General features: G+C 64.7%; 21 protein-coding genes. 12 read left to right on the top strand and 9 right to left on the bottom strand.

Annotated features, from left to right (window positions below):
- Positions 1–13 precede the first annotated feature (13 nt).
- Entirely contained in the window at positions 14–412 is a 399-nt protein-coding gene (locus AB7532_RS24025) for a hypothetical protein (RefSeq protein ID WP_441237166.1), read from the top strand.
- Positions 413–583: 171 nt separating this feature from the next.
- Here AB7532_RS24025 and AB7532_RS24030 read toward each other — a convergent pair whose 3' ends face one another.
- Entirely contained in the window at positions 584–1,144 is a 561-nt protein-coding gene (locus AB7532_RS24030; protein ID WP_441237167.1) for an SET domain-containing protein, read from the bottom strand.
- A 160-nt stretch (positions 1,145–1,304) separates the two neighbouring features.
- On the opposite strand from AB7532_RS24030, the gene AB7532_RS24035 reads away from it, so the two are divergent.
- Positions 1,305–1,910, top strand: coding sequence for a hypothetical protein (locus tag AB7532_RS24035; protein ID WP_441237168.1), 606 nt, complete (start codon positions 1,305–1,307; stop codon positions 1,908–1,910).
- Here AB7532_RS24035 and AB7532_RS24040 read toward each other — a convergent pair.
- Both AB7532_RS24040 and AB7532_RS24045 read right to left on the bottom strand, forming a co-directional pair.
- Positions 1,907–2,515, bottom strand: a complete 609-nt coding sequence (locus AB7532_RS24040; protein ID WP_441237169.1) for a DUF6321 domain-containing protein — start codon at positions 2,513–2,515, stop codon at positions 1,907–1,909. The genes AB7532_RS24035 and AB7532_RS24040 overlap by 4 nt on opposite strands.
- Before the next feature lie 74 nt (positions 2,516–2,589).
- Positions 2,590–3,327, bottom strand: a complete 738-nt coding sequence (locus tag AB7532_RS24045; RefSeq protein WP_441237170.1) for a TetR/AcrR family transcriptional regulator — start codon at positions 3,325–3,327, stop codon at positions 2,590–2,592.
- A 107-nt stretch (positions 3,328–3,434) separates the two neighbouring features.
- Between AB7532_RS24045 and AB7532_RS24050 the strand changes: the two genes are divergently transcribed.
- The 7 genes from AB7532_RS24050 to AB7532_RS24080 all read left to right on the top strand — a co-directional run bounded on the left by AB7532_RS24050 (position 3,435) and on the right by AB7532_RS24080 (position 8,882).
- Positions 3,435–4,832, top strand: a complete 1,398-nt coding sequence (locus tag AB7532_RS24050; protein WP_441237171.1) for a carotenoid oxygenase family protein — start codon at positions 3,435–3,437, stop codon at positions 4,830–4,832.
- Between the two features lie 74 nt (positions 4,833–4,906).
- On the top strand, positions 4,907–5,170 hold the full coding sequence (locus tag AB7532_RS24055; protein WP_441237172.1) for a hypothetical protein: 264 nt from the start codon (positions 4,907–4,909) through the stop codon (positions 5,168–5,170).
- Positions 5,171–5,246: 76 nt separating this feature from the next.
- Positions 5,247–5,822 carry a hypothetical protein gene (locus tag AB7532_RS24060; RefSeq protein ID WP_441237173.1) on the top strand — a complete coding sequence of 192 codons (576 nt, stop codon included), beginning with the start codon at positions 5,247–5,249 and terminating at the stop codon, positions 5,820–5,822.
- Between the two features lie 14 nt (positions 5,823–5,836).
- Complete coding sequence (locus AB7532_RS24065) at positions 5,837–6,391, top strand: inner membrane-spanning protein YciB (protein ID WP_441237174.1); 555 nt, start codon at positions 5,837–5,839, stop codon at positions 6,389–6,391.
- Between the two features lie 104 nt (positions 6,392–6,495).
- Positions 6,496–6,792, top strand: coding sequence for a hypothetical protein (locus tag AB7532_RS24070; protein WP_211397620.1), 297 nt, complete (start codon positions 6,496–6,498; stop codon positions 6,790–6,792).
- A gap of 13 nt (positions 6,793–6,805) precedes the next feature.
- The gene (locus AB7532_RS24075; RefSeq protein WP_441237175.1) at positions 6,806–7,726 is read left to right on the top strand and encodes an SH3 domain-containing protein; all 921 of its coding nucleotides are present in this window, start codon (positions 6,806–6,808) and stop codon (positions 7,724–7,726) included.
- A gap of 142 nt (positions 7,727–7,868) precedes the next feature.
- Complete coding sequence (locus AB7532_RS24080; RefSeq protein WP_441237176.1) at positions 7,869–8,882, top strand: DUF3616 domain-containing protein; 1,014 nt, start codon at positions 7,869–7,871, stop codon at positions 8,880–8,882.
- Positions 8,883–8,921: 39 nt separating this feature from the next.
- Here AB7532_RS24080 and AB7532_RS24085 read toward each other — a convergent pair whose 3' ends face one another.
- Complete coding sequence (locus AB7532_RS24085) at positions 8,922–10,577, bottom strand: fumarate hydratase (RefSeq protein WP_441237177.1); 1,656 nt, start codon at positions 10,575–10,577, stop codon at positions 8,922–8,924.
- Positions 10,578–10,822: 245 nt separating this feature from the next.
- Here AB7532_RS24085 and AB7532_RS24090 point away from each other — a divergent pair, with 245 nt between their 5' ends.
- The 3 genes from AB7532_RS24090 to AB7532_RS24100 all read left to right on the top strand — a co-directional run bounded on the left by AB7532_RS24090 (position 10,823) and on the right by AB7532_RS24100 (position 12,514).
- Positions 10,823–11,296: a hypothetical protein gene (locus AB7532_RS24090; RefSeq protein ID WP_441237178.1), complete on the top strand. Its 474-nt coding sequence runs from the start codon at positions 10,823–10,825 to the stop codon at positions 11,294–11,296.
- Positions 11,297–11,549: 253 nt separating this feature from the next.
- Positions 11,550–11,723 carry a hypothetical protein gene (locus tag AB7532_RS24095; protein WP_441237179.1) on the top strand — a complete coding sequence of 58 codons (174 nt, stop codon included), beginning with the start codon at positions 11,550–11,552 and terminating at the stop codon, positions 11,721–11,723.
- Positions 11,724–11,839: 116 nt separating this feature from the next.
- Positions 11,840–12,514 carry a methyltransferase family protein gene (locus AB7532_RS24100; RefSeq protein ID WP_441237180.1) on the top strand — a complete coding sequence of 225 codons (675 nt, stop codon included), beginning with the start codon at positions 11,840–11,842 and terminating at the stop codon, positions 12,512–12,514.
- A 282-nt stretch (positions 12,515–12,796) separates the two neighbouring features.
- Here the strand turns inward: AB7532_RS24100 and AB7532_RS24105 are convergent, their stop codons facing one another.
- The 5 genes from AB7532_RS24105 to flhB all read right to left on the bottom strand — a co-directional run bounded on the left by AB7532_RS24105 (position 12,797) and on the right by flhB (position 19,685).
- On the bottom strand, positions 12,797–13,504 hold the full coding sequence (locus AB7532_RS24105) for a glutathione S-transferase (protein WP_441237181.1): 708 nt from the start codon (positions 13,502–13,504) through the stop codon (positions 12,797–12,799).
- A gap of 192 nt (positions 13,505–13,696) precedes the next feature.
- Complete coding sequence (locus AB7532_RS24110; protein ID WP_441237182.1) at positions 13,697–14,377, bottom strand: lectin; 681 nt, start codon at positions 14,375–14,377, stop codon at positions 13,697–13,699.
- A gap of 146 nt (positions 14,378–14,523) precedes the next feature.
- Complete coding sequence (locus tag AB7532_RS24115; RefSeq protein ID WP_441237183.1) at positions 14,524–15,555, bottom strand: Tim44 domain-containing protein; 1,032 nt, start codon at positions 15,553–15,555, stop codon at positions 14,524–14,526.
- A gap of 325 nt (positions 15,556–15,880) precedes the next feature.
- Positions 15,881–18,451, bottom strand: coding sequence for a cell cycle histidine kinase CckA (gene cckA / locus AB7532_RS24120; protein ID WP_441237184.1), 2,571 nt, complete (start codon positions 18,449–18,451; stop codon positions 15,881–15,883).
- Positions 18,452–18,608: 157 nt separating this feature from the next.
- On the bottom strand, positions 18,609–19,685 hold the full coding sequence (flhB, locus tag AB7532_RS24125) for a flagellar biosynthesis protein FlhB (RefSeq protein ID WP_441237185.1): 1,077 nt from the start codon (positions 19,683–19,685) through the stop codon (positions 18,609–18,611).
- Between the last annotated feature and the right edge of the window lie 7 nt (positions 19,686–19,692).

The following is a 19,692-nucleotide window of genomic DNA, read 5'->3' on the forward strand; positions in this document are numbered from 1 at the left end:
ATGGAGACCCACGATGATCGACGCATCCACCTTCCTCCGCCGCGCACTTCTCGCCGACGCCGTCTTCAGCGGTGTCGCCGCCCTCGGCTTTACCTTTGGCGCCAGCGCATTCGCGGCATTGTTCAACTTGCCCGAAGCGCTGCTGCGTGAAACCGGCCTGTTCCTGATCGCCTACACCGCGCTGGTCGGCTGGCTCGCCTCGCGCGCCTCGGTCATCAGGTCACTCGTGCTGCTGGTCGTGGTCGGCAATGCGGCCTGGACGGTCGGCAGCATCGCGCTGCTGTTGTCGGGCGCGGTGTCGCCAAACCTCGCGGGCGAGTTCATGGTCGTCGCGCAGGCGATCGCGACCGGCGTGTTCGCGGAGCTGCAATATGTGGGATTGCGGAAGAGCGAGCGTGTGGTCGCGGCGTGAGGCCACATCCAGTGCTGTCGGCGCCAGGCCTTGTGCGCAATTGCGCACTGGGCCCCGGGCTACCCAATATTCCAGAGACGTCAATGATCGAATTGAGAAGCTGCGGCGTACTGGATGCCCCGGTCGAGCCGGGGCATGACAGCGGAGCTAGTCTAGGAACGAGCGCGCTGGCTAAGCCCGCGCGCGGGTCTTGCCAACGGCGTGGCCGTTGAGCTTCTTCTTTTTGGCAGCCTTGGTCTTCGAACTCTTGGCCACCACCTTCTTGGCCTTGCGCGCCTTCACCTTGGCACGCTCGGCCCGTTCTTCTGCGCGCTGCTTCTTGCGCTTGGCCTCGCAGGACGGGCACTTGCAACCGATCGGCTTCAGATAGGCTTTGAAATAGTCGGTGCCGTAATCGTAGTTGATCTCGTCGCCCGGCTCGATGTTCCTGATGGCGCGGATGAAGACCTTGCGCTCGCGCGGCCGGACGTCGGATTCGGCGTTGGGCCGGCAGGAATGGTTGATGTAGCGGGCGAGATTCTTGCGCACTGAACCGTCGATGGTCCAACGGTTGTTGAGCTCGAACAGGTACTTGTTCTCGATGTCATCCTGTTCAGGGATCCGCGAGTCCAGGATCGGTCCGTGATAGCGGATGATCCGGGTGCCCTTCTTGATCGGCATGGTGGCGAAGAGGCCAAGGCCGGTCTTGGAACGGCCGACGCGATAGGATTTGCTGGAAGCGATGATGGGCATGATCGAATGAGATGGCGCGAACGAAGCGCGGTGAGCGCAGGCGGAAGGCGTTCTTCTAGAACGATTCCGCGCCGCTGTCAGGTCTATCCCGCCTCTGTTTGAACCTTGCCCACAATGAAGACGTCTGATGGGGAAGTTCCCATTGCATCGAGGCGTCATCATGAGGCGTATCGCGTTGGTTTGCCTGCCCTTGCTGCTGTCCTGCTTGAACGCGGGCCATGTCGCCGCCCAATCGCTAGGCAGCACCTACACCTCGACCGCACCGAAAGCCTGCCGACAGATCGGCAAGCCCAGCGAGCTCGACGGCAGCACCACGCGGGTCTGCCCGGGCAAGGACGGCCTCGTGGTGCTGATCGCCGAGGACGATCTGCGCGAAATCGTCTCCGTCGGCCGCAATCGCAAGATTGCGGCCGAGGAACCGGCCGCAAAGGTCTGGTTCGCCCCGTTTAATTCCTCGGAGACGACGATCGAATGGCGCGCCGCGGGCACCAAGCCGTTCGCCACCATTCAGCGCTGGCACATCGCCGACAACGCCGATCCCGACAAGCAGGGTCGGCCGAACACCAAGGCCATTCTCGTGGTGACCCGGTTGCCGCCAGGCCCGGTCTGTCACGTCGCCTATGTCGACGCTATCGCCAACTCCACCGCCAATGAGCTTGCCCGCAAGGCGGCCGATGAGGTCGCCCGCGGCTTCACTTGCGGCAAGGATGAAGTGAAGATCATAGGCGCGAGCGGCCGCGCCGTCGAACTGGCGAGGATGCGCTAGGCCCTCGCCTTGATCCGACGATAGCGCGCCAGCAAGCGCTCCCCCTTCGCGGCAATGCGCCGCGCGGCTGCGACTGTCTTTGGCACGGGCTCGCCCCAGGCATGTGCCGACAGCGCGTGGCGGGTCGGCTGCCCCCCGGCATCGACCAGCGGCGGCAGCTTTGCGCGACCATAGAAGCGCACCGCCCAACTTCCCTTGCGCCGCATCTCCTGCGGCGTCATCTCGGAGGCTTTCCTGATGACGCCGGGCTTCAGATGCGCACCCTGCTTGCGCGCAAACGCTTTGCGGCCCGCTGCGGTCAAGCCGCCGCGCGGATCCTTTTCGGGCGCGGAAGTGCGGCGTTTGCCCGATGCCTTTGTGGATTTTTTGGTGGTCTTCTTTGCGGATTTCCGCTTGGACTTTTTCTTGGCCGATTTCTTCTTCGATGCTTTTGCCTTGGTGGTCTTCTTCGCTGCCATGCGCATGTTGTCCACGAGGTTGGGATAGCGGCGGCCTGCACGTCGGGCGCGCTTCTTCGCCGCCGATTTCTGCGCGGACGTCAGATGCTTCGAGGCCTTGCCTGCGCGTTTGCGCGGGTTGGCGCGTTTCCAGGGTGCTTTTGCCATGCCGCGTCAACGCCTGACGAGGGCAAGGGTTGCGATGGCAAGGGTTACGACGGCGAGGGTTGCTTTCGCCTCGATCAGGGCCCGGGCAGCTTGCTCGTGACGGGCGCCATCAGCATCGTCTCGAGCAGCCGTTCGGCCGTCGTGCCCTCGGGCAACCGTCCCAGAATATCCTCGAGCCGGCCGTCGAGCAGCAGCATCGTGAAACCGTGCACCATCGACCAGGCGCGCGCGATGGCGGCGCCCTGGTTCAGCGTCAGTGCATCTTCGCTGATCTGCTCCTGCCGCATCATGCCGACGGCATTGGCGAGCCCGGCGAAAGAGGATTCGGCCGCCTCGTGCAGCGAGGGCCTGGAATAATCGAGCCGCTCGGTACGGAACATGATGCCGTACATGCCGGGATGGGCCTGCGCATAGGCGACATAGGCCTTCGGCCGCGCCAGCGCCCGCGCGAGCGGCGTGGTGGCAGCATCGCAGGACGAGGCCATCGCCGCGTTGAACTGGCGGAAACCGACCGCCGCGAGCTCGCTGAGCAGGCCGGTGAGATCACCGAAATGATGGGTCGGCGCGGCATGCGACACGCCCGCCTCGCGCGCCACCGCGCGGAGCGTCAGGCCGGACAACCCCTCGCGCTCCAGCACCCGCTCAGCGGCCTGAAGCAGCGCCTCGCGCAGGGCGCCGTGATGATAGGGCGTCTCGGCTTTCGCAGCCTCAGCACGTCTCGCAGGACGCGACGGCGCGCTTGCGGCTGACGACGTCTTTCCGGGAGTGCGCGGGCTGCGCGCGGTTTCGCTCTTGGTCTGGGTCTTGGCCATGGGACAAGCTATATGACGCGATATTGACAGTGTAAAGATTTCACTTGACCGGCGCGCCGATCCACTTTATCTGATCTTTACGATGTAAAGATAAAGGGAGGTACGCCGTGCAGCACGACGCCGCCATTGAGCGCCGGAACAATCTCGGTCCGATTCCGTTCGAGGCCGACGCGCCCTTCCTGAAAACCGTCGGCGAATTGCCGCGAGATCTGAACGGCGTGCTCTATCGCAACGGGCCCAATCCGCAATTCGACGCGCCCGGCGCGCATTGGTTCGTCGGCGACGGCATGCTGCACGCCTTCCATCTCGAGCAGGGGCGCGCCAGTTATCGCAACCGCTGGGTCCGCACGCCGAAATGGCTCGCCGAGCACGACGCCGGCCGCGCCTTGTTCGGCGGCTTCGGCCGCAAGCTGCCGGATGCGCCGCAAAACCTCACCGACGGCGGCGTCGCCAACACCAACATCATCTTCCACGCCGGCAAGCTGCTCGCGCTCGAAGAAGCGCATCTGCCGACCGAGATCGAGCCGGGCACGCTCGCAACACGCGGCTATCACAACTATCAGGGCCGTGTCGCCGGCAGCTTCACCGCGCATCCGAAGGTCGATCCGGTCACCGGCGAGCTGGTGTTCTTCGGCTACAATGCCGCGGGTCCGCTGACGCCTGCCCTCTCCTACGGATCGATCGATGCCTCCGGCAAGGCAACGCGCTTCGAACGTTTCGAGGCGCCCTATGCCAGCATGGTGCACGACTTCATCGTCACCGAGAACCATGTGCTGTTTCCAATCCTCCCCATCACCGGCAGCATGGAGCGCGCGATGAGCGGACGGCCGCCTTATGCCTGGGAGCCGGACAAGGGCGCCTATGTCGGCGTGATGAAGCGCAACGGGACGGCCAAGGATATCGTCTGGTTTCGCGGTGAAGCCTGCTACGTCTTCCACATCATGAATGCGTGGGAGGAGAATGATCGTATCGTCGCCGACGTCATGCAGTTCGAGGAGGCACCGCTGTTTCCGCATCCCGACGGACGACCGACGGATCCGGAGAAGTCGCGCGCCCGGCACTGCCGCTGGACGTTCGATCTCGCAGGCAATACCGACCGCTTCCAGCAGACTTATCTCGACGATCTCACCGGCGAATTCCCCCGCATCGACGATCGCCGCGCCGGGCTGAAGAGCCGTCACGGCTGGTACGCCTGCGCCAATCCGAAACTACCGATGTTCGGCGCATTGTCCGGCATCGTTCATGTCGACGGCAACGGCAAGCGGCTCGGCCACTATCTGCTGCCGGCCGGCGACACTATCTCCGAGCCCGTGTTCGTCGAACGATCGAAAGACGCCGCGGAAGGCGATGGCTGGCTGCTGGCGGTGGTTTGGCGTGCGCGGGAGAATCGCAGCGACCTCGCGGTGTTCAATGCCACCGACGTCGAGGCCGGCCCTGTCGCGCTGGTGCAGCTCGGCCATCGCGTGCCCGACGGCTTCCACGGCAACTGGGTGGGGCCGCAATAGCCCTCGTTCATTCCGGGGCGCGCAAAGCGCGAGCCCGGAATGACAGCGGATCTTGTGTCACCAGCGAGGGCCCCATGCACATCTCCCCGATCACCGCGGATTTCCTCGCCGTCCTCGCACTCGCTTGCGCCGCGCTCACGCTCGTGAAAGTCCGACTGCAGCGGCGCAGCTCGACCATTTTCAACGGCGGCATCTTGCTCGCTGCCGGCCTTGCGATCGCCGCCACGCTGCCTTTTCTGTCGCACTTGCCCTGGGCGGAATTGGCCGACGAGATGTCCGACCAAGCCATTGCAGCGCTTCATTTTTTGGAAGTTACCTACGTCATTTTGACACTGTAAAGATTTCACTTGACCCGGCGCCGCCCCTGACTTATTCATCTTTACATCGTAAAGATTGGCCTGATCGAGGCGGACCATGGCGATTTTCCTGATCCTCGCGCCCTACGGCGCCTTCACCTTTCTGATGCTGGTGACTTCAGCCACGACCAGCGTGTTCGCGGCCTCCGCGATCTGTCTCGCCACCGTCGCAATCGATGTTGCGCGAGGCCGCTCGGTCAAGATCCTGGCCGCGGGCTCGGCGATCGTGTTCGCCGCAATCGGCCTTTACCTCGCGCTGATCGATCCCGCGTTCGGCACGCTCGGCGTCAAGCTGTCGGTCGATATCGGCATCTTCGTCATCTCGCTCGGCTCCTTGTTGATGCGCCGTCCGTTCACGCTGCAATACGCAGTCGAGACCGTGCCGGCCGAGACCGCGGCGATGCCCGGCTTCCTCACCGCCAACTACATCATCACCGGCGCATGGACCGCGGCCGCGCTGCTGATGGCGGCCGCCAACGTCGCCCTGCTCTACTTCCCCGGCCTGCCGCTCTGGTCGAGCCTCGCGGTCGCCTTCGCGGCCCGCAACAGCGCGATCTACTTCACAAAGTGGTATCCCGAGTATCGCCAGGTCAAGTACGGTACGGCCGCCCGCGCACTGCCCCACACCCGCTGAAAACAGGACAGACGATGAAAGACGTATTCCGCCGGCTCGTCTCCGACTTCCTTTCCACCATCGTCTTCCTGGTGGTCTATCTCGCGACCGACAACGTCATCCTCGCAACCACAGTCGCCATCCTCGGCGCGATTGCCCAGGTGGCCTGGTCGCGGATCAAGGGCCAGACCCTGGGTTATATGACCTGGGCAAGCCTCGGCCTCGTCATCGTGCTCGGCGGCGCAACGCTGCTCACCCACGATCCGCGCTTCGTGCTGGCAAAGCCTGCGATCGGACATGTCGCGATCGGCTTCATCATGCTCAAGCGCGGCTGGATGCTGCGCTATCTGCCGCCGATCGTGACCGAGACCATTCCGGAATACGTCACCGTCGCGGGCTACGCCTGGGCCGCGCTGATGTTCGTGCTCGCCGCAGGGACCGTTGCGGTCGCCATGACCGGGGACATGAAGCTGTGGGCTTTCTATATTTCGGTGGTGCTGATCGGCGCCAAGATCGCCGCATTCGCGATCCAGTACGTCGCCTTCCGTCTTCTCGTCGGCAGCCGCATGCGCGCGGCCGCGCGCGCCTGAGGCCGCGTCAAAGAGAGCGTTAGGAACGCCCCGCGAGTTAGGCTATAGGCGTTCCCGGCCTTGCGGATTGTCGCAAGCCGCCGGGAAAAAGTCGGGAGATGCGAATGGCCGTGGACGGCAACTGGACTCTGACCATGACGACGCCCATGGGCGAGCGCAAGGCGACGCTGAGCCTGACGGCTGCCGGCGGTACGCTCACGGGCACGCAGGGTGCGGAAGGCAATACCGCCGAGATTTTCGACGGCACCGTCTCCGGCGACGCCGTCAACTGGAAAGTCTCGATCACCAATCCGATGCCGTTGACGCTCGAATTCATCGGAACGGTGTCCGGCGACAGCATGAGCGGCGAGATGGGTATCGGCCCGATGGGCAGCTTCCCGTTCACGGGCGCCCGCGCGTAAGCGCGCTGCACCCATGCGTGCGCTCCGTCTCATCGCGGCAACGATCCTGTGTGTCGCGACACAGGCCGCGCGCGCGGATGACAACGAACCGGCGTGGCGCGCAAGCGCGCTCGCCCTGGTGCCCGCGGGTTATGCCGCTGGCATAGCCTACCGGACCGAAGGTTCGACCGGCACTCTCGCAATCTATCCCGCGACGTCGAACGATCCGAAGACACCGGCAAGCGTGTTCACTGCGCGTCAATCGCTTGTGGTCACGCTGACACCGGATGCGACGCGCGCAATATCAGCCGAGCTGAAGCCGCGCAGTGCTCCGGATCCTGACAACGACGACACTGACTTCGCAAAGCTGCACGCCGACCTCGCCGCCAAACGCGCAACGCTGCCCGAGGGCACCGAGCCCTGCGACCTTGGCGCCTGGTCGATCGACAAGGATCCCAACGGACTCAACGTCCGCGCCGAGCCGTCGGTGAAGGCGCGCGTGCTCGGCACGCTGCCGCCGCCCTATCGGCTCAAGCTCGGCGGCGCCGAGAACACGCCCGACGGCGGCTGGCTCACCGAATTCCGCATCATCGGTTTCAAGGACGGCTGGTTTCTGATCGAAGGCGCCAAGCCGCCGGGCAAGGACTACGAGGACGAGAAGCGCTATCCGCGGAGCGCACCGAAACCCTATGCGGGGCGCGGCTGGGTCGCCTCCAACAAGGTCGGCGCGTCCTACGCCAATGGTGCCACCCGCATGGGCGGCCTGTTTCAGGCGCCCTTTGTCGATGCCAAATGGATGCCGGCCCAGCGCGAGCTCGGCGGGGCGATCGACACCGACGGCGGCCCGAAGCGCATCCTGGCCTGCAGCGGCCTCTGGGGCCTGGTCGAGAGCCAGGACGGCGTCCGCGGCTGGTGGCGCGCGCTGTGCTCCAACCAGGTCACGAACTGCAGCTGACGAACCGCTTCGTGATTGGCTGCTGCGGTTTTACGCCACGCAGGGCGCGCCCTCGGGCCGTTGACCGTCGTCGGCTTCGGGGGCAGGATCACAACCCTAAATTTTCGATTTCAGGCGATACATTTTCAGCATGGTGATTTGCATGTCCTCCTTTCTCTTGCGCCACTGCATCAGTCTGGTCGTGGCTTCCGCTATCGTCGCACTGGCCGGAGCGACGCCGGCGCTCGCCGATATGCTCGAGCCCCAATCACCGGCGTGGCAATTGAGCGAGCCGTTCGAGAAGAGCAAGGAAGCACGCACCAACATCAGCGGCGCAGCCTGTGCCACGACGTCCCCGCCTCTCTCGTCCTGTCTCGTGGTCAATGACGAGAAGAAGTACGCGCAGTTTTTTGCGATCGAAGGCACCACAATCAAAACCGGCAAGGTGATCCGCCTGATGAGCGATCAGGCCAGGGGCGATCCGGACATCGAGGGTGCGAGCTACGATGACGGCTATTTTTACGTGATCGGATCGCACGGCCGGAAACGTAAACATCCCGAGGACAGCAACCTCACGAGCTATCACCTGTTTCGCTTTACCGTCGACAAGACAACTGGAAAACCACGCTTCCCGATCTCCGCGGATGAAGTGACCGGCGTCGAAGCATCATTGATACGTCTGCCGAGTGCCATCAAGGAGGCGTTGCCCAAGGCTTACGACCGGCCCCTCGGCGAAAACGGCGCCAACATCGAAGGAATCGCCGTCGCAGGTGGACGGATGTATCTGGGCTTCCGCGGTCCTTCCGACGACGGGAACGCCTATATTCTCGCAGTCGATGCGAAGGCCGTCTTCACGGAGAGCGCGCCGCTGAATGCCGAGCTGAAGACGGTACCGCTCGGTGCCACGACCGGCATCAGGGATATTGCGGCCGTCACGGGCGGCCTTCTCCTCCTGACCGGACCAGTCAACGAGCAGCAGATCACGCCTGCAATCGTGCTTTACGATCCCAAGACAGGCAAACTTGGAACAAGCCATCCGATCAAGGTCGCCGACGCCACGGCCAAGGCAGAGACCTTGCTCCTGCTCAGCGACACCGCCGGCGAGCCATGGCGCGTGCTCGTGATGTTCGACGGGCCGGAGAACGGCGCACCGACACAGTACACGGTGCCGCGCTAGAAAGGCCAGCGTCCGGACGCCGGCCAATCGCTCCGAGCCTCAGCCCAAATTCAACTCCTTGAAGAAGTCGTTGCCCTTGTCGTCGACGATGATGAACGCCGGGAAGTCGACGACTTCAATGCGCCAGATCGCTTCCATGCCGAGCTCGGGATATTCCAGCACCTCGACCTTCTTGATGCAGTGCTCGGCGAGGTTCGCCGCTGCACCGCCGATCGAGCCGAGATAGAAGCCGCCATGCTTCTTGCAGGCCTCGCGCACGGCCGGCGCGCGATTGCCCTTGGCGACCATCACCATCGAACCGCCTGCAGCCTGGAACTGCTCGACGAAGGAATCCATGCGGCCCGCGGTGGTCGGACCGAACGCACCGGAGGCGTAGCCGTCGGGCGTCTTGGCCGGACCGGCGTAATAGACCGGATGGTTCTTGAAATAATCCGGCAGCGGCTCGCCCTTCTCCAGCCGCTCGCGCAGCTTGGCATGCGCGCTATCGCGGGCGACGATCATGGTGCCGGTCATCGAGACCCGCGTCTTGATCGGGAATTTCGAGAACGTCGCAAGGATGTCCTTCATCGGCTGGTTGAGGTCGATCTTGACGACCTCGCCGCCGAGCGACTGCTCGACCTGCGGCAGATATTGCGCCGGGTTGTGCTCGAGCTCCTCGAGATAGACGCCGTCCTTGGTGATCTTGCCGAGCACCTGGCGGTCGGCCGAGCAGGACACCCCTAGCCCGATCGGCAGCGAGGCACCGTGGCGCGGCAGGCGGATCACCCGCACGTCGTGGCAGAAATACTTGCCGCCGAACTGCGCGCCGACGCCGAGCGACTGCGTCATCTTCAGAATTTCCTGCTCCATCTCGAGATCGCGGAAGGCATTGCCGTCGGGCGAGCCGTGGGTCGGCAGCGCGTCGAGATAGCGGGCGGAAGCGAGTTTCACCGTCTTCATGCAGAGCTCGGCCGAGGTGCCGCCGATCACGATGGCGAGGTGATAGGGCGGGCACGCGGCGGTCCCCAGCGTCAACACCTTCTCCTTCAGGAAGGCGAGCAGCCGGTCCCTGGTCAGCACCGAGGGCGTGGCCTGGAACAGAAAGCTCTTGTTGGCGCTGCCGCCGCCCTTCGCCATGAACATGAACTTGTAGGCATCATCACCCTCGGCGTAGATCTCGCACTGCGCCGGCATGTTGTTGGCGGTGTTCTTCTCCTCGTACATCGACAAGGGCGCGACCTGCGAGTAGCGCAGATTGCGGCGCAGGTAAGCATCGCGCGCGCCTTCCGACAGCGCCGCCTCGTCGTCACCGTCGGTGATGATGTTGCAGCCCTTCTTGCCCATGATGATCGCGGTGCCGGTGTCCTGGCACATCGGCAGCACGCCGCCGGCGGCAATGTTGGCGTTCTTCAGGAAGTCCAGCGCGACGAACTTGTCGTTCGGGCTCGCCTCGCCGTCCTCCAGGATCGCGCGGAGCTGTTTCAGATGGCCGGGCCGCAGGTAATGGTTGATGTCGCCGAAAGCCGCCTCCGACAGCGCCCGCAGCGCATCGCGCGACACCACCAGCATGTCCTTCCCCAGGACCTTCTCGACCCTAACGCCCTCGGACGTGATCTTCTTGTAGGGCGTCTCGTCCTTCCCCAGCGGGAACAGCGGGGTGTGCTTGTAAGGCGGAACGGGCTTTGCGGGATCGGGGAAGGCGGTGGGAGCGTTCATGGGCGAATCTCGGGGTTTTGGAGCCCTCGCGGGCCTCTCAGCATAGAAGCGTTCTAAGCTTTTTTGCCGTAAAGGGAAGGCGTTCTGGCGCGGCCGGGGCATCCCGATTCGGCGGTATGGCGGCCGTTTTCCGCCGGGTGTCAGCGTAGCCCCGTTGCCATCATCATGCTCGGGAAGACCGGGGTGCACCCCTTGCGCTCCGCGCGCGACGACGGTTGAATGCGCGCCCTAAGGGGCTTTTCATCATGATTTTCAAACTGAACGTCCGCGGCGCGATCCTGGTCGCCGCCGCCATCACCGGCCTTGTGACCCTCACCTCGCCTGCGCGCGCCGACCGCTGCGACGACAGCGCCAAGGAGCTGGCGAACCAGGTCGATCGCGTCAAGGTGAACTTCCGCGCCGCCAATGTCGTGTACCTCACGCACCCCGCAGCCAAGGAGCTGTCGGTGGGTTGCCGCGGCGACAAATATTCGATCGAGCTCTATGCCAAGGGCGACCGCAAGCCCAAGCCGGAGTTCTTTGCCCTGGTCGGCTCGATGGCGGCGATCGTCTTCACCGTGACGAAGGACGACACCACGACGGGCGCGACGCGCTGCCTGAAGCGAATGGGACTGTTGCGCGGCGACAAGGTCGTCATGCGCTACCGGCGGCTCAACATGGAATGCACCCGCACCAAGACGGACGCGTCGATCGCGATCACGCGCGGCAAGGACGAATAGGAAGGACTCGCTCCTTCCACACACTCCGTCATTGCGAGCGTAGCGAAGCAATCCAGAATCTCTCCGGGGAGACAGACTGGATTGCTTCGCTGCGCTCGCAATGACGGGAGAGATCTCGTCGTCTCACTCAAATCGCGCCATGAGAGGCGCGCGTCACACCGCACAAACTCCCTCGCATTTTAACGATTGCCTTGAAGGAAATTTCGCTCCTCGTGGCGCAGGGTCAATCGTTTCCATGTGTGAGGATTTGTGGATGAGCGTTTCTACCATCGCGCCGCCGCCGATCGCGATCGTGGTGCCAAGCTACGACACGACCAGGCAGCAGGACGACCAGACCAAGACCAAGGACACCGACCCGACCTACAAGCCGCAGCCGCCCGCGCCGCTGCCGCCGGGTCAGGGCACGCGGATCGATCAGCTCGCCTGATCGTCCTTGCCAAGGATGAAACGCCCGATCCGGTCGATCGGGCTTTTCGCGTGTCCGGCCGCAACTTCGCCGGATAGCGGGACCAGTATCATGCGCGGCTATTCCGGAATCCGCGCATGATCGCAAAACTGCTGTTGCAGAACACGATCACCACCGTCGGGATGGGCGCTCTGCTGTTCGCCTGCGCCGGGACCTTGCACTGGCCGTCGGCCTGGGTCTTCCTCGCCACCTGCGCCCTGCTGGGCCCGCTCTGCGGCTGGTGGCTCTACCGGATCGACCCCGCGCTGCTCGCCGAACGTCTTCGGCCGGTCCTGCAAAAGAATCAGCCCGCCGCCGACAAGGCCTTCATGATCGTCTTCGTCATCGCGATGCTGGCCTGGCTGGCCGCGATGGGGCTCGACCGGCGCGCGCTCTCCTCGGAGATGCCGGTCGCGCTCCAGGTGCTCGGCCTCGCGTTGTTCGTAGCTTCAACGCTGTTCATCCTCTGGGTCTTCCGCGAAAACTCGTTCGCCGCCCCCGTGGTGAAGTTGCAGGCCGAGCGCGCACAGCGCGTGATCTCGACCGGACCCTACGCGCGGGTGCGCCATCCCATGTATAGCGGCATGGTCCTGTTCTTCGCCGGCGTGCCGCTGTTGCTGGGCTCGTGGTGGGGCCTGGTGATGCTGCCTGTCATCGTCGCCCTGTTTGCGGTCCGCATCGGCATCGAGGAGCGCACGCTGCGCGAGGGCCTGCCGGGATATTCCGACTATGTGACGCGGGTGCGCTATCGCCTGCTGCCCGGCGTGTGGTGAGGCCGCACGGAAAAGCGCATCCTCTCCTCCAATCGACTGACGTCGCCGCACACGAACCTCGCTAGAGGGAACCCGCATTCACCCAGCGGGAGACGCGACGATGTTCTGCAAGCCCCCCTGCCCCGACGAACACGATCTCACACCCGTTTCTGATGCATCGGACAATCATGCCGGCCCCGAGCGCGCGCAGCGCACCACGAGCCAGCAAGCTTTCGGGCGATTGATCGCGCCCGAAACGGCCGGTCCGGAACGGGGGCTGCCGCCAGCTCCCATCCGGACCGGCTAATTATCGAGCTCCTTGTAGCGACGGAAGATGCCCTGCTCGTTGAAGGGAATACGGCGCTCGCTGGCGAGGTACGCCTTGATGTTCGGCCGCGCGGCGATGCGATCGTGCAGACCGACCAGGCCCGGAATATCTTTCTCGAACGCCGTCATGCGTTTTGGAAACGCATAACGCAGCCCGTCGACGATCTGGAACAGCGAGAGATCGACGTAAGTCAGCCTGCGACCGGTGAGATAGGCGCCGTCATTGTCGGCAAGAAGCTGCTCGAAATAGCCGAGATATTTCGGCACACGCTCATCCCAGAACTCGGCCGTGCGTTTCTTCGCCGGCGCCTTCTGGTCTTCGTAGTATTGTGACGGCCCAATGGGATGATGGGTGTCGTGGATCTCGACCACGAGATCGGTGATGGTGAGCTGAAGCTGGTGCACCCAGAGTTTGCCGGCTTCCGTCTTCGGTGCGAGCCCATGGCGGCTGCCGAGATAAAGCAGGATGTTGGCGGTCTGGCCAATGACGAGGTTGCCGGCCTTCAGGAATGGCGGCGCGAAGGGCGGCGTGCCCTTGTGTGCGTCCATCATCTTCATCATCGCAGCTGAGCCGCGCGGGCCACGCGCGACGTCGACATAGGCCGCGCCCGCTTCCTCCAGCGCCAGCCGCACATATTCACCGCGGCCCTGGATCTCGGGCCAATAGTAGAGCTCGTATTTCATGGGAGAGGTCCGTGCGCGTGGGAGCGATCGGACCAATGTAACATGCGACTCCCGGTTCCGTCAGGATGGGACGGAACTCGGTCGTCACACGCTCGTCATTGCGCGGAGCTCTTGCGACGAAGCAATCCAGGGTCTTTCCGCGGAGAGATTCTGGATTGCTTCGCTCCGCTCGCAATGACGGAGGAGAGAGCCTCAATTCGACGCGAAACAGTAGAAGAGGCCGTCACCGCCGGTGCTCTTCAGATCGGCCTGCGAGCAGCCGCCGTCGGGGCCGCGCGAGGGGTGAGAGCTGTTCCAGGATTTCGACGGCTCGTCGTCGCGCAGGCCCTGGCGATCGGCATGGCCGACGACCGCCGCGCCTTGCGTGCTCGACGTCCAGTTCTTGCAGGTCTTGTCGTCACCGGCGCCAAAGGCGGTGCCGTCGGGTTGCGATCCCGTGAGGATGTCGTGCCGGTTCGGCGTGTCGCCACGGCCGTTGGTGACCTCACCCTTCTCGCTGAGCGCGGTCTGTTTGGTGAGGTTGTTGGCCGTGCCATGCAGGTCGGCAACATCCTTGGCGATCACAGCGCCCTTGGCGTTCTGCCACGGTCCCTTGCCGATGCGGTCCTTTGCGTTGACGGCCGGCTTGCCGTCGGCGGCCTGCGTCGAGAGATAGGCGCGCCAGATCTTGGCGCCCACGCCGCCGGCCTGTGCCAGCTTCTGGCATTGCGCATCGGCTCCCTCGAGGCCGCCGAGATCGGCGCCCTTGCCCGGGCCGCTGGAGGTCACGAAGAACGTCATATCGGCCGACTGAGCTTGCGCCGATGGCGCGGCAAGCAAGGCTATCGCCAGCGCGAGGCCTGACATCGTCACGGATCTTTCGATGCGGATCATCCTGTCCTCCCAATTGTGTTTGTCGTTGGCCGCCTGATTTCAACCCGACGCGCGCCCGCTTATTCCGATGCCGCGATGCGAGACGTCCAAAAGAAAAAAGGCGCCGTGCTGGAAGCACGACGCCCGATGTCTCATATGCGATGCGATCAGTTGGTCTGCTGGATCGCCGACACTTCCCAGCCCGCGTTCGGACGGCGGGCAAAGGTCCAGACCTCCGTCGCCTCGCCCGGCTGCTCGCTGCCGGCGACGACTGTGCCGCTGTTGCGGTCGAGCGTCTTGTCCGTGAGCGCGAAGCGCAGCGCCACCGTGGCGTACTCGGTCTCGCCTTCGCGCCAGGCTTCCGCGAGGTCGCCCTGCAACAGCTTGACGTCGGTCACCTTGTTGACGACGTTGCGCGCGCGGTTCTGGCCGAGATCCTGCTCGAAATAGGAGACCATTTCCGGCGTCGCGAGCGTGTGCAGCTTGGCCACGTCCTCGTTCGACCATGCGGCCTGGACATCGCCGAGCAGGCGCTCGAACGCCTCGTAGTCATCGGGCTTGATCTCAAGCGGCGCGTTGTTGGCGGCGCCGAAACCGAAGCCGCCGCCAAGACCGCTTCCCAGACCGCCACCGAGGCCGCTGCGATAGTTCGTCTGCGGTCCGGGACCGGCTCCCGGGCCGGCGCCGGCGTCAGCATTGGCATAGGCCGTCTGCGGGGTATGGCGGCGCTGCCACCACGACATCGCGAGCCGGACCACCAGCACCACCAGCGCGATCTGGATGACCAGGCCAATGATCGACGACAGGCCGCCGAGACCGCCGAACAGGCCGCCTCCGAACAGCATGCCGAGCAGGCCCGCGCCGAGGAAGCCGGCCGCAAGGCCGCCCATGAAACCGCCGGCGCGGCCGAACAGCCCGCCGCGTGCGGGCGCAGCCGCGGTCGAATTCATGCCCGCACCCGGCTGGGTGTAGGTGCGGTTGAACTGCGAGGTCGAGCCCGGCGCGGTCGTGGTCGACGGCGGAGCCGTATAGGTGCGCGAGCCGCGCGAACCCGACGACATGCCGCCACCGACGCGCGCGTCAGCGGACGAGATCGCGAGGGCGGTCGGCAGCGCAAGCGCCAGCACGACGGCGATCGTCTTGAAGAGACTTCGGGAGCGTTGCGAGAACTTCATGTGCGTTTCCCAAATCCCCGGCATGGGGACGTGCCCCTAAGATGGGCAGACTTCCCGAAAAGTGAAGACGGTTTCGGAACTTATGGCTGCGGCCCTCAGTCGCGGGGATGTGACAAAAGCCCATATCTGGCGGGGGTTTGGCGGGGTCCGTGGAGGGACAATGGTCGCTGGTTACCGGCGGGTTTCAGGCGGGAATTCCGCTTTTTCCCCGTCGAATTGAACACAGCTCCCTCAACACCGTCATTGCGAGGAGCGAAGCGACGAAGCAATCCAGATTCTTTCCGCGGATGCAGGCTGGATTGCTTCGCTGCGCTCGCAATGACGGAGAGCGCGGAAAAAGCACTCGTCCTTACCCCTGCTTCGCCATCGTCTCCTTCACCGCCGCGACGAGCTGACTGAGCGTGAACGGCTTCGGCAGGAAGTCGAACTGCTGCCCCTCGGGCAGGCTCTTCTCGAAGGCGTCCTCGGCGTAGCCGGAGACGAAGATGAACTTGATGTCGGGATTCTGCTCGCGCATCGCCTTGAGCAGCGTCGGGCCGTCCATCTCGGGCATCACGACGTCGGAGACGACAAGATCGATCCCGCCGCTCTGCTCCGCCAGCACTTCCATCGCTTCGACGCCGTTCTCGGCCTCGACCACGGTGTAGCCGCGCGAGCGCAGGCCGCGCGCGTTCAGCGCGCGCAGGCCTTCTTCGTCCTCGACGAGCAGGATGGTGCCCTGTCCGGTGAGATCGGTTCGGGCCTTCGCCTCGGCCGCGGGCGCTGCTTCCTTCGCGGCACCGTTCGTAACCGCCGGCGCCGGCTGCTCGACCTCGGGCTCGGCGTGATGGCGCGGCAGGAAGATGTGGAACGAGGTGCCCTGCCCGGGCTCGGAATCGACGTAGATGAAGCCGCCGGTCTGCTTGACGATGCCGTAGACGGTCGAGAGACCGAGGCCGGTGCCCTTGCCGACTTCCTTGGTCGAGAAGAACGGCTCGAAGATCTTGTCGCGGATGTCGGCGGGGATGCCGGTGCCGGTGTCGGCGACCTCGATCCGCACGTAATCCGCGGCCGGCATGCCTTTGTAGGCGAGCTTGGCCGCTTCCTCGGTGGTGACGTTGGCGGTGCGAATGATCAGCTTGCCGCCCTCGGGCATGGCGTCGCGCGCGTTCACCGCGAGATTGACGATCACCTGCTCGAACTGGGAGACGTCGACCTTGACCGGCCAGAGGTCGCGGCCGTGGATGGTCTCCTGCTTGACCTTCTCGCCGATCAGCCGCCGCAGCAGCATGGCAAGGTCCGAAAGCGCGTCGCCGAGGTCGAGCACCTGCGGCCGCAGCGTCTGCCGCCGCGAGAACGCCAGCAGCTGCCGCACCAGCGTCGCGGCCCGCGTCGCGTTCTGCTTGATCTGCATGATGTCCTGGAACGACGGATCGGTCGGCTTGTGCGCGTTCAGCAGGAAGTCGTTCGCCATCATGATGGCGGAGAGCACGTTGTTGAAGTCGTGGGCGATGCCGCCGGCGAGCTGGCCGACCGTCTCCATCTTCTGCGACTGGTTGATCTGGTTCTCCAGCGCGCGCCGCTCGGTGGTCTCGAGCATGTGCACGATGGCGGCTTCCGCGTCGTTCTCGGCGCCGTCCACCGGCGTGACGAAGAACTGGCCCCAGCGCTCCTTGGTTCCCTCCAGCGCGACCTCGACCGGGGCGATGTCGGCCTGGTTTTCGGCAGCCTGGTTGATCGCCGCGATCAGCAGATGACGGTCGCGCGAATTGACCGCACGGAAGATCGACTTGCTGCTGGTGTCGAGCCCGAGCGCCTGCCCGAGCTTGGCGTAGCGCGCATTGGCGCGCACGACATTGCCGCCGCGGTCGACGGTCGCGATCGCCATCGGCGTGTGGTCGAAGAAGCGCATGAAGCGTACTTCGGCAGCGCGATCAGGGTCGCTGCGCTCGTCGCGCGCGCGGCTGATGACCAGCGTGCGCGAGGGCCCCGGCGCGCCGTCGGCGCCGAAGGCGAGCTTGTGATAGAGCCGCACCGGCATGGTCTTGCCGGTGCGCATGCGCAGATCGATGTCGAAGACTTCGGTCTTCACTTCGCCCGGCACCGCCACGATCGCGGTGAGCAGCGAGGCGCCGTCGCCGGAGACGATGTCGGTGAGCTTCAGCCCGCCCGAGCCGATCTCGGCGAGGTCGTAGTCGAGCCAGTTCGCCAGCGTCGCGTTGACATAGGCGAGTTCTCCGGCCGGATTGACCGAGAAGAAGCCGCAGGGCGCGTGATCGAGATATTCGATCGCGTGCTGGAGCTCCTGGAACACGTCCTCCTGGCGCTCGCGGTCGCGGGTGATGTCGGCGATCGACCACACCGCGTATTTCGCCTCGCGCTTGCCGGTTCCGAGCGGACGCACGCGCATGCGCAGCCAGCGGCCCTGGCTGCCATCCTGGCCGGAGATGCGCACCTCTTCCTGCTGCCGCTTGCCTTCGCGGGCCGCCTTCAGCAGGCGGAACACGGCTTCGGAAACATCGGGGTTGCCGATGAAGACACGCTCGACGGGACGCACCTCCTGCGGGCCGGTGGCGCCGGTCAGGGTCAGATAGGCCGCATTGGAATAGACCACATGGCCACGCGGATCGGTCACGGCGAGGCCGTCGAAGGCGTGATCGGAGATGCGGCCGATGATGGGGTCGTCGAGATTGCGGTCGGCGAAGCGGATGATGCCGGCGGCGAAGGCGAACAGGTTGAACAGGCCAACCATCGCCAGCACGGCGAGGATGCCGAGGATGTAGGGCTGCGCCTGCGCGCGGCCGAGCGTCATCAGGCCGATGGCGACCGCGACGAGGCCGGCGGCCACCAGCAGGACCAGCGCAATGCTGCCCGAGCGCGGCGACGGTTCGTGCGCCGCAGCGGGCTCGCGTGTGAGGTCGTGGTCGGTCTCAGCAGTCATTTCGAGCTGGCGCAGCCTGTCGGCAGAGAATCAACGCGCTGCGGCGCGCGCGGTGCCTTCCCTGCCTGAATTGGACCCGCAGACGCAAGGGCAGCAGGGGCGAAAGGTACTCTGATTCCCAGCTTACGGCCATTTCCGGTGATTTTCGGGTGTTTTGTCACCGCCCGGCGCCGAATCCGCGCTTCAGCCGCATGACGTAGCCGATGACTTCGGCGACCGCATGGTAGTGCTCGCCCGGAATTTCCTGGTCGATCTCGACGGTGGCATAGAGCGCGCGGGCGAGCGGCACGTTCTCGACGATCGGAATGTCGTGCTCGCGCGCGATCTCCCGGATCTTGAAGGCGAGGTTGTCGACGCCCTTGGCGACGCAGATCGGCGCAGACATGCCCCGCTCGTAGGACAGCGCCACCGAATAGTGGGTCGGGTTGGTGATGATCACGGAGGCCTTGGGAACCGCCGCCATCATGCGCTTCCTGGAACGCTGCTGGCGCAATTGCCGGAGCTTGCCCTTGATGTGCGGGTCGCCTTCGGACTGCTTGAACTCTTCCTTGATCTCCTGGAGCGACATCTTCTGCCGCTGGAACCAGCTGCGGTACTGGAAGAAGTAGTCGCCGATGGCGATGATCGCGAGGGCAGCGACCACCGCGCCAAGCAGATGGATGGTCATGCTGGTGCCGGCGCTCAGCATGGCGACCGGATCGAGCTTGACCATCGCCTCCATGCGATGCCGCTCCGGCCACAGAACCACGGTCATGACGACGCTGAGGATGACCAGCTTGCCAATGCCCTTCAGGAAGTTCGCCGCCGCCTGCTTGCCGAAGATGCGCGCGAAGCCGGCCGCGGGCGAGATCTTGCTGAATTTTGGGGTGAGAGAGTCGGTCGACCAGACCAGGCGATGCTGGAGCATGTTGCCGGCAATCGCCGCCAGCACCAGCATCAGCAGCGGCACGCCGACCGCCGCGAACACGGCGACCTCGATCTGCTGCATCAGCGCGATCAGATTCCCGCCGTCAATCTTGATCATCCAGGAATTGGCGAGCAGGTTTCGCATCGGCGTCAGCAGCCCGCTGCCGACCGAACCCGAGAAGGTCGAGACCGCGAGCGTGGCGCCCGCGATCATGAACCAGGTGTTGATCTCCTGGCTTTTCGCAACGTCGCCGCGTTCGAGCGCGTCGTCGAGACGCTTTTGTGTCGGGTCTTCTGTTTGACTCTCTGGATCCTTGTCTTCCGCCATCGACCCC

Source organism: Bradyrhizobium sp. 930_D9_N1_4 (assembly GCF_052076015.1).
GTDB lineage: Bacteria > Pseudomonadota > Alphaproteobacteria > Rhizobiales > Xanthobacteraceae > Bradyrhizobium.

Coding starts and splice junctions, on each gene's coding strand:
- cckA (WP_441237184.1), bottom strand. CDS start 18,451: ATGACTGCTGAGACCGACCACGACCTCACACGCGAGCCCGCTGCGGCG.
- AB7532_RS24115 (WP_441237183.1), bottom strand. CDS start 15,555: ATGCCGGGGATTTGGGAAACGCACATGAAGTTCTCGCAACGCTCCCGA.
- AB7532_RS24040 (WP_441237169.1), bottom strand. CDS start 2,515: ATGGCAAAAGCACCCTGGAAACGCGCCAACCCGCGCAAACGCGCAGGC.
- AB7532_RS24035 (WP_441237168.1), top strand. CDS start 1,305: ATGAGGCGTATCGCGTTGGTTTGCCTGCCCTTGCTGCTGTCCTGCTTG.
- AB7532_RS24065 (WP_441237174.1), top strand. CDS start 5,837: ATGAAAGACGTATTCCGCCGGCTCGTCTCCGACTTCCTTTCCACCATC.
- AB7532_RS24075 (WP_441237175.1), top strand. CDS start 6,806: ATGCGTGCGCTCCGTCTCATCGCGGCAACGATCCTGTGTGTCGCGACA.
- AB7532_RS24085 (WP_441237177.1), bottom strand. CDS start 10,577: ATGAACGCTCCCACCGCCTTCCCCGATCCCGCAAAGCCCGTTCCGCCT.
- AB7532_RS24030 (WP_441237167.1), bottom strand. CDS start 1,144: ATGCCCATCATCGCTTCCAGCAAATCCTATCGCGTCGGCCGTTCCAAG.
- AB7532_RS24095 (WP_441237179.1), top strand. CDS start 11,550: ATGAGCGTTTCTACCATCGCGCCGCCGCCGATCGCGATCGTGGTGCCA.
- AB7532_RS24070 (WP_211397620.1), top strand. CDS start 6,496: ATGGCCGTGGACGGCAACTGGACTCTGACCATGACGACGCCCATGGGC.
- AB7532_RS24055 (WP_441237172.1), top strand. CDS start 4,907: ATGCACATCTCCCCGATCACCGCGGATTTCCTCGCCGTCCTCGCACTC.
- AB7532_RS24025 (WP_441237166.1), top strand. CDS start 14: ATGATCGACGCATCCACCTTCCTCCGCCGCGCACTTCTCGCCGACGCC.
- AB7532_RS24080 (WP_441237176.1), top strand. CDS start 7,869: ATGTCCTCCTTTCTCTTGCGCCACTGCATCAGTCTGGTCGTGGCTTCC.
- flhB (WP_441237185.1), bottom strand. CDS start 19,685: ATGGCGGAAGACAAGGATCCAGAGAGTCAAACAGAAGACCCGACACAA.
- AB7532_RS24090 (WP_441237178.1), top strand. CDS start 10,823: ATGATTTTCAAACTGAACGTCCGCGGCGCGATCCTGGTCGCCGCCGCC.
- AB7532_RS24045 (WP_441237170.1), bottom strand. CDS start 3,327: ATGGCCAAGACCCAGACCAAGAGCGAAACCGCGCGCAGCCCGCGCACT.
- AB7532_RS24100 (WP_441237180.1), top strand. CDS start 11,840: ATGATCGCAAAACTGCTGTTGCAGAACACGATCACCACCGTCGGGATG.
- AB7532_RS24110 (WP_441237182.1), bottom strand. CDS start 14,377: ATGATCCGCATCGAAAGATCCGTGACGATGTCAGGCCTCGCGCTGGCG.
- AB7532_RS24105 (WP_441237181.1), bottom strand. CDS start 13,504: ATGAAATACGAGCTCTACTATTGGCCCGAGATCCAGGGCCGCGGTGAA.
- AB7532_RS24060 (WP_441237173.1), top strand. CDS start 5,247: ATGGCGATTTTCCTGATCCTCGCGCCCTACGGCGCCTTCACCTTTCTG.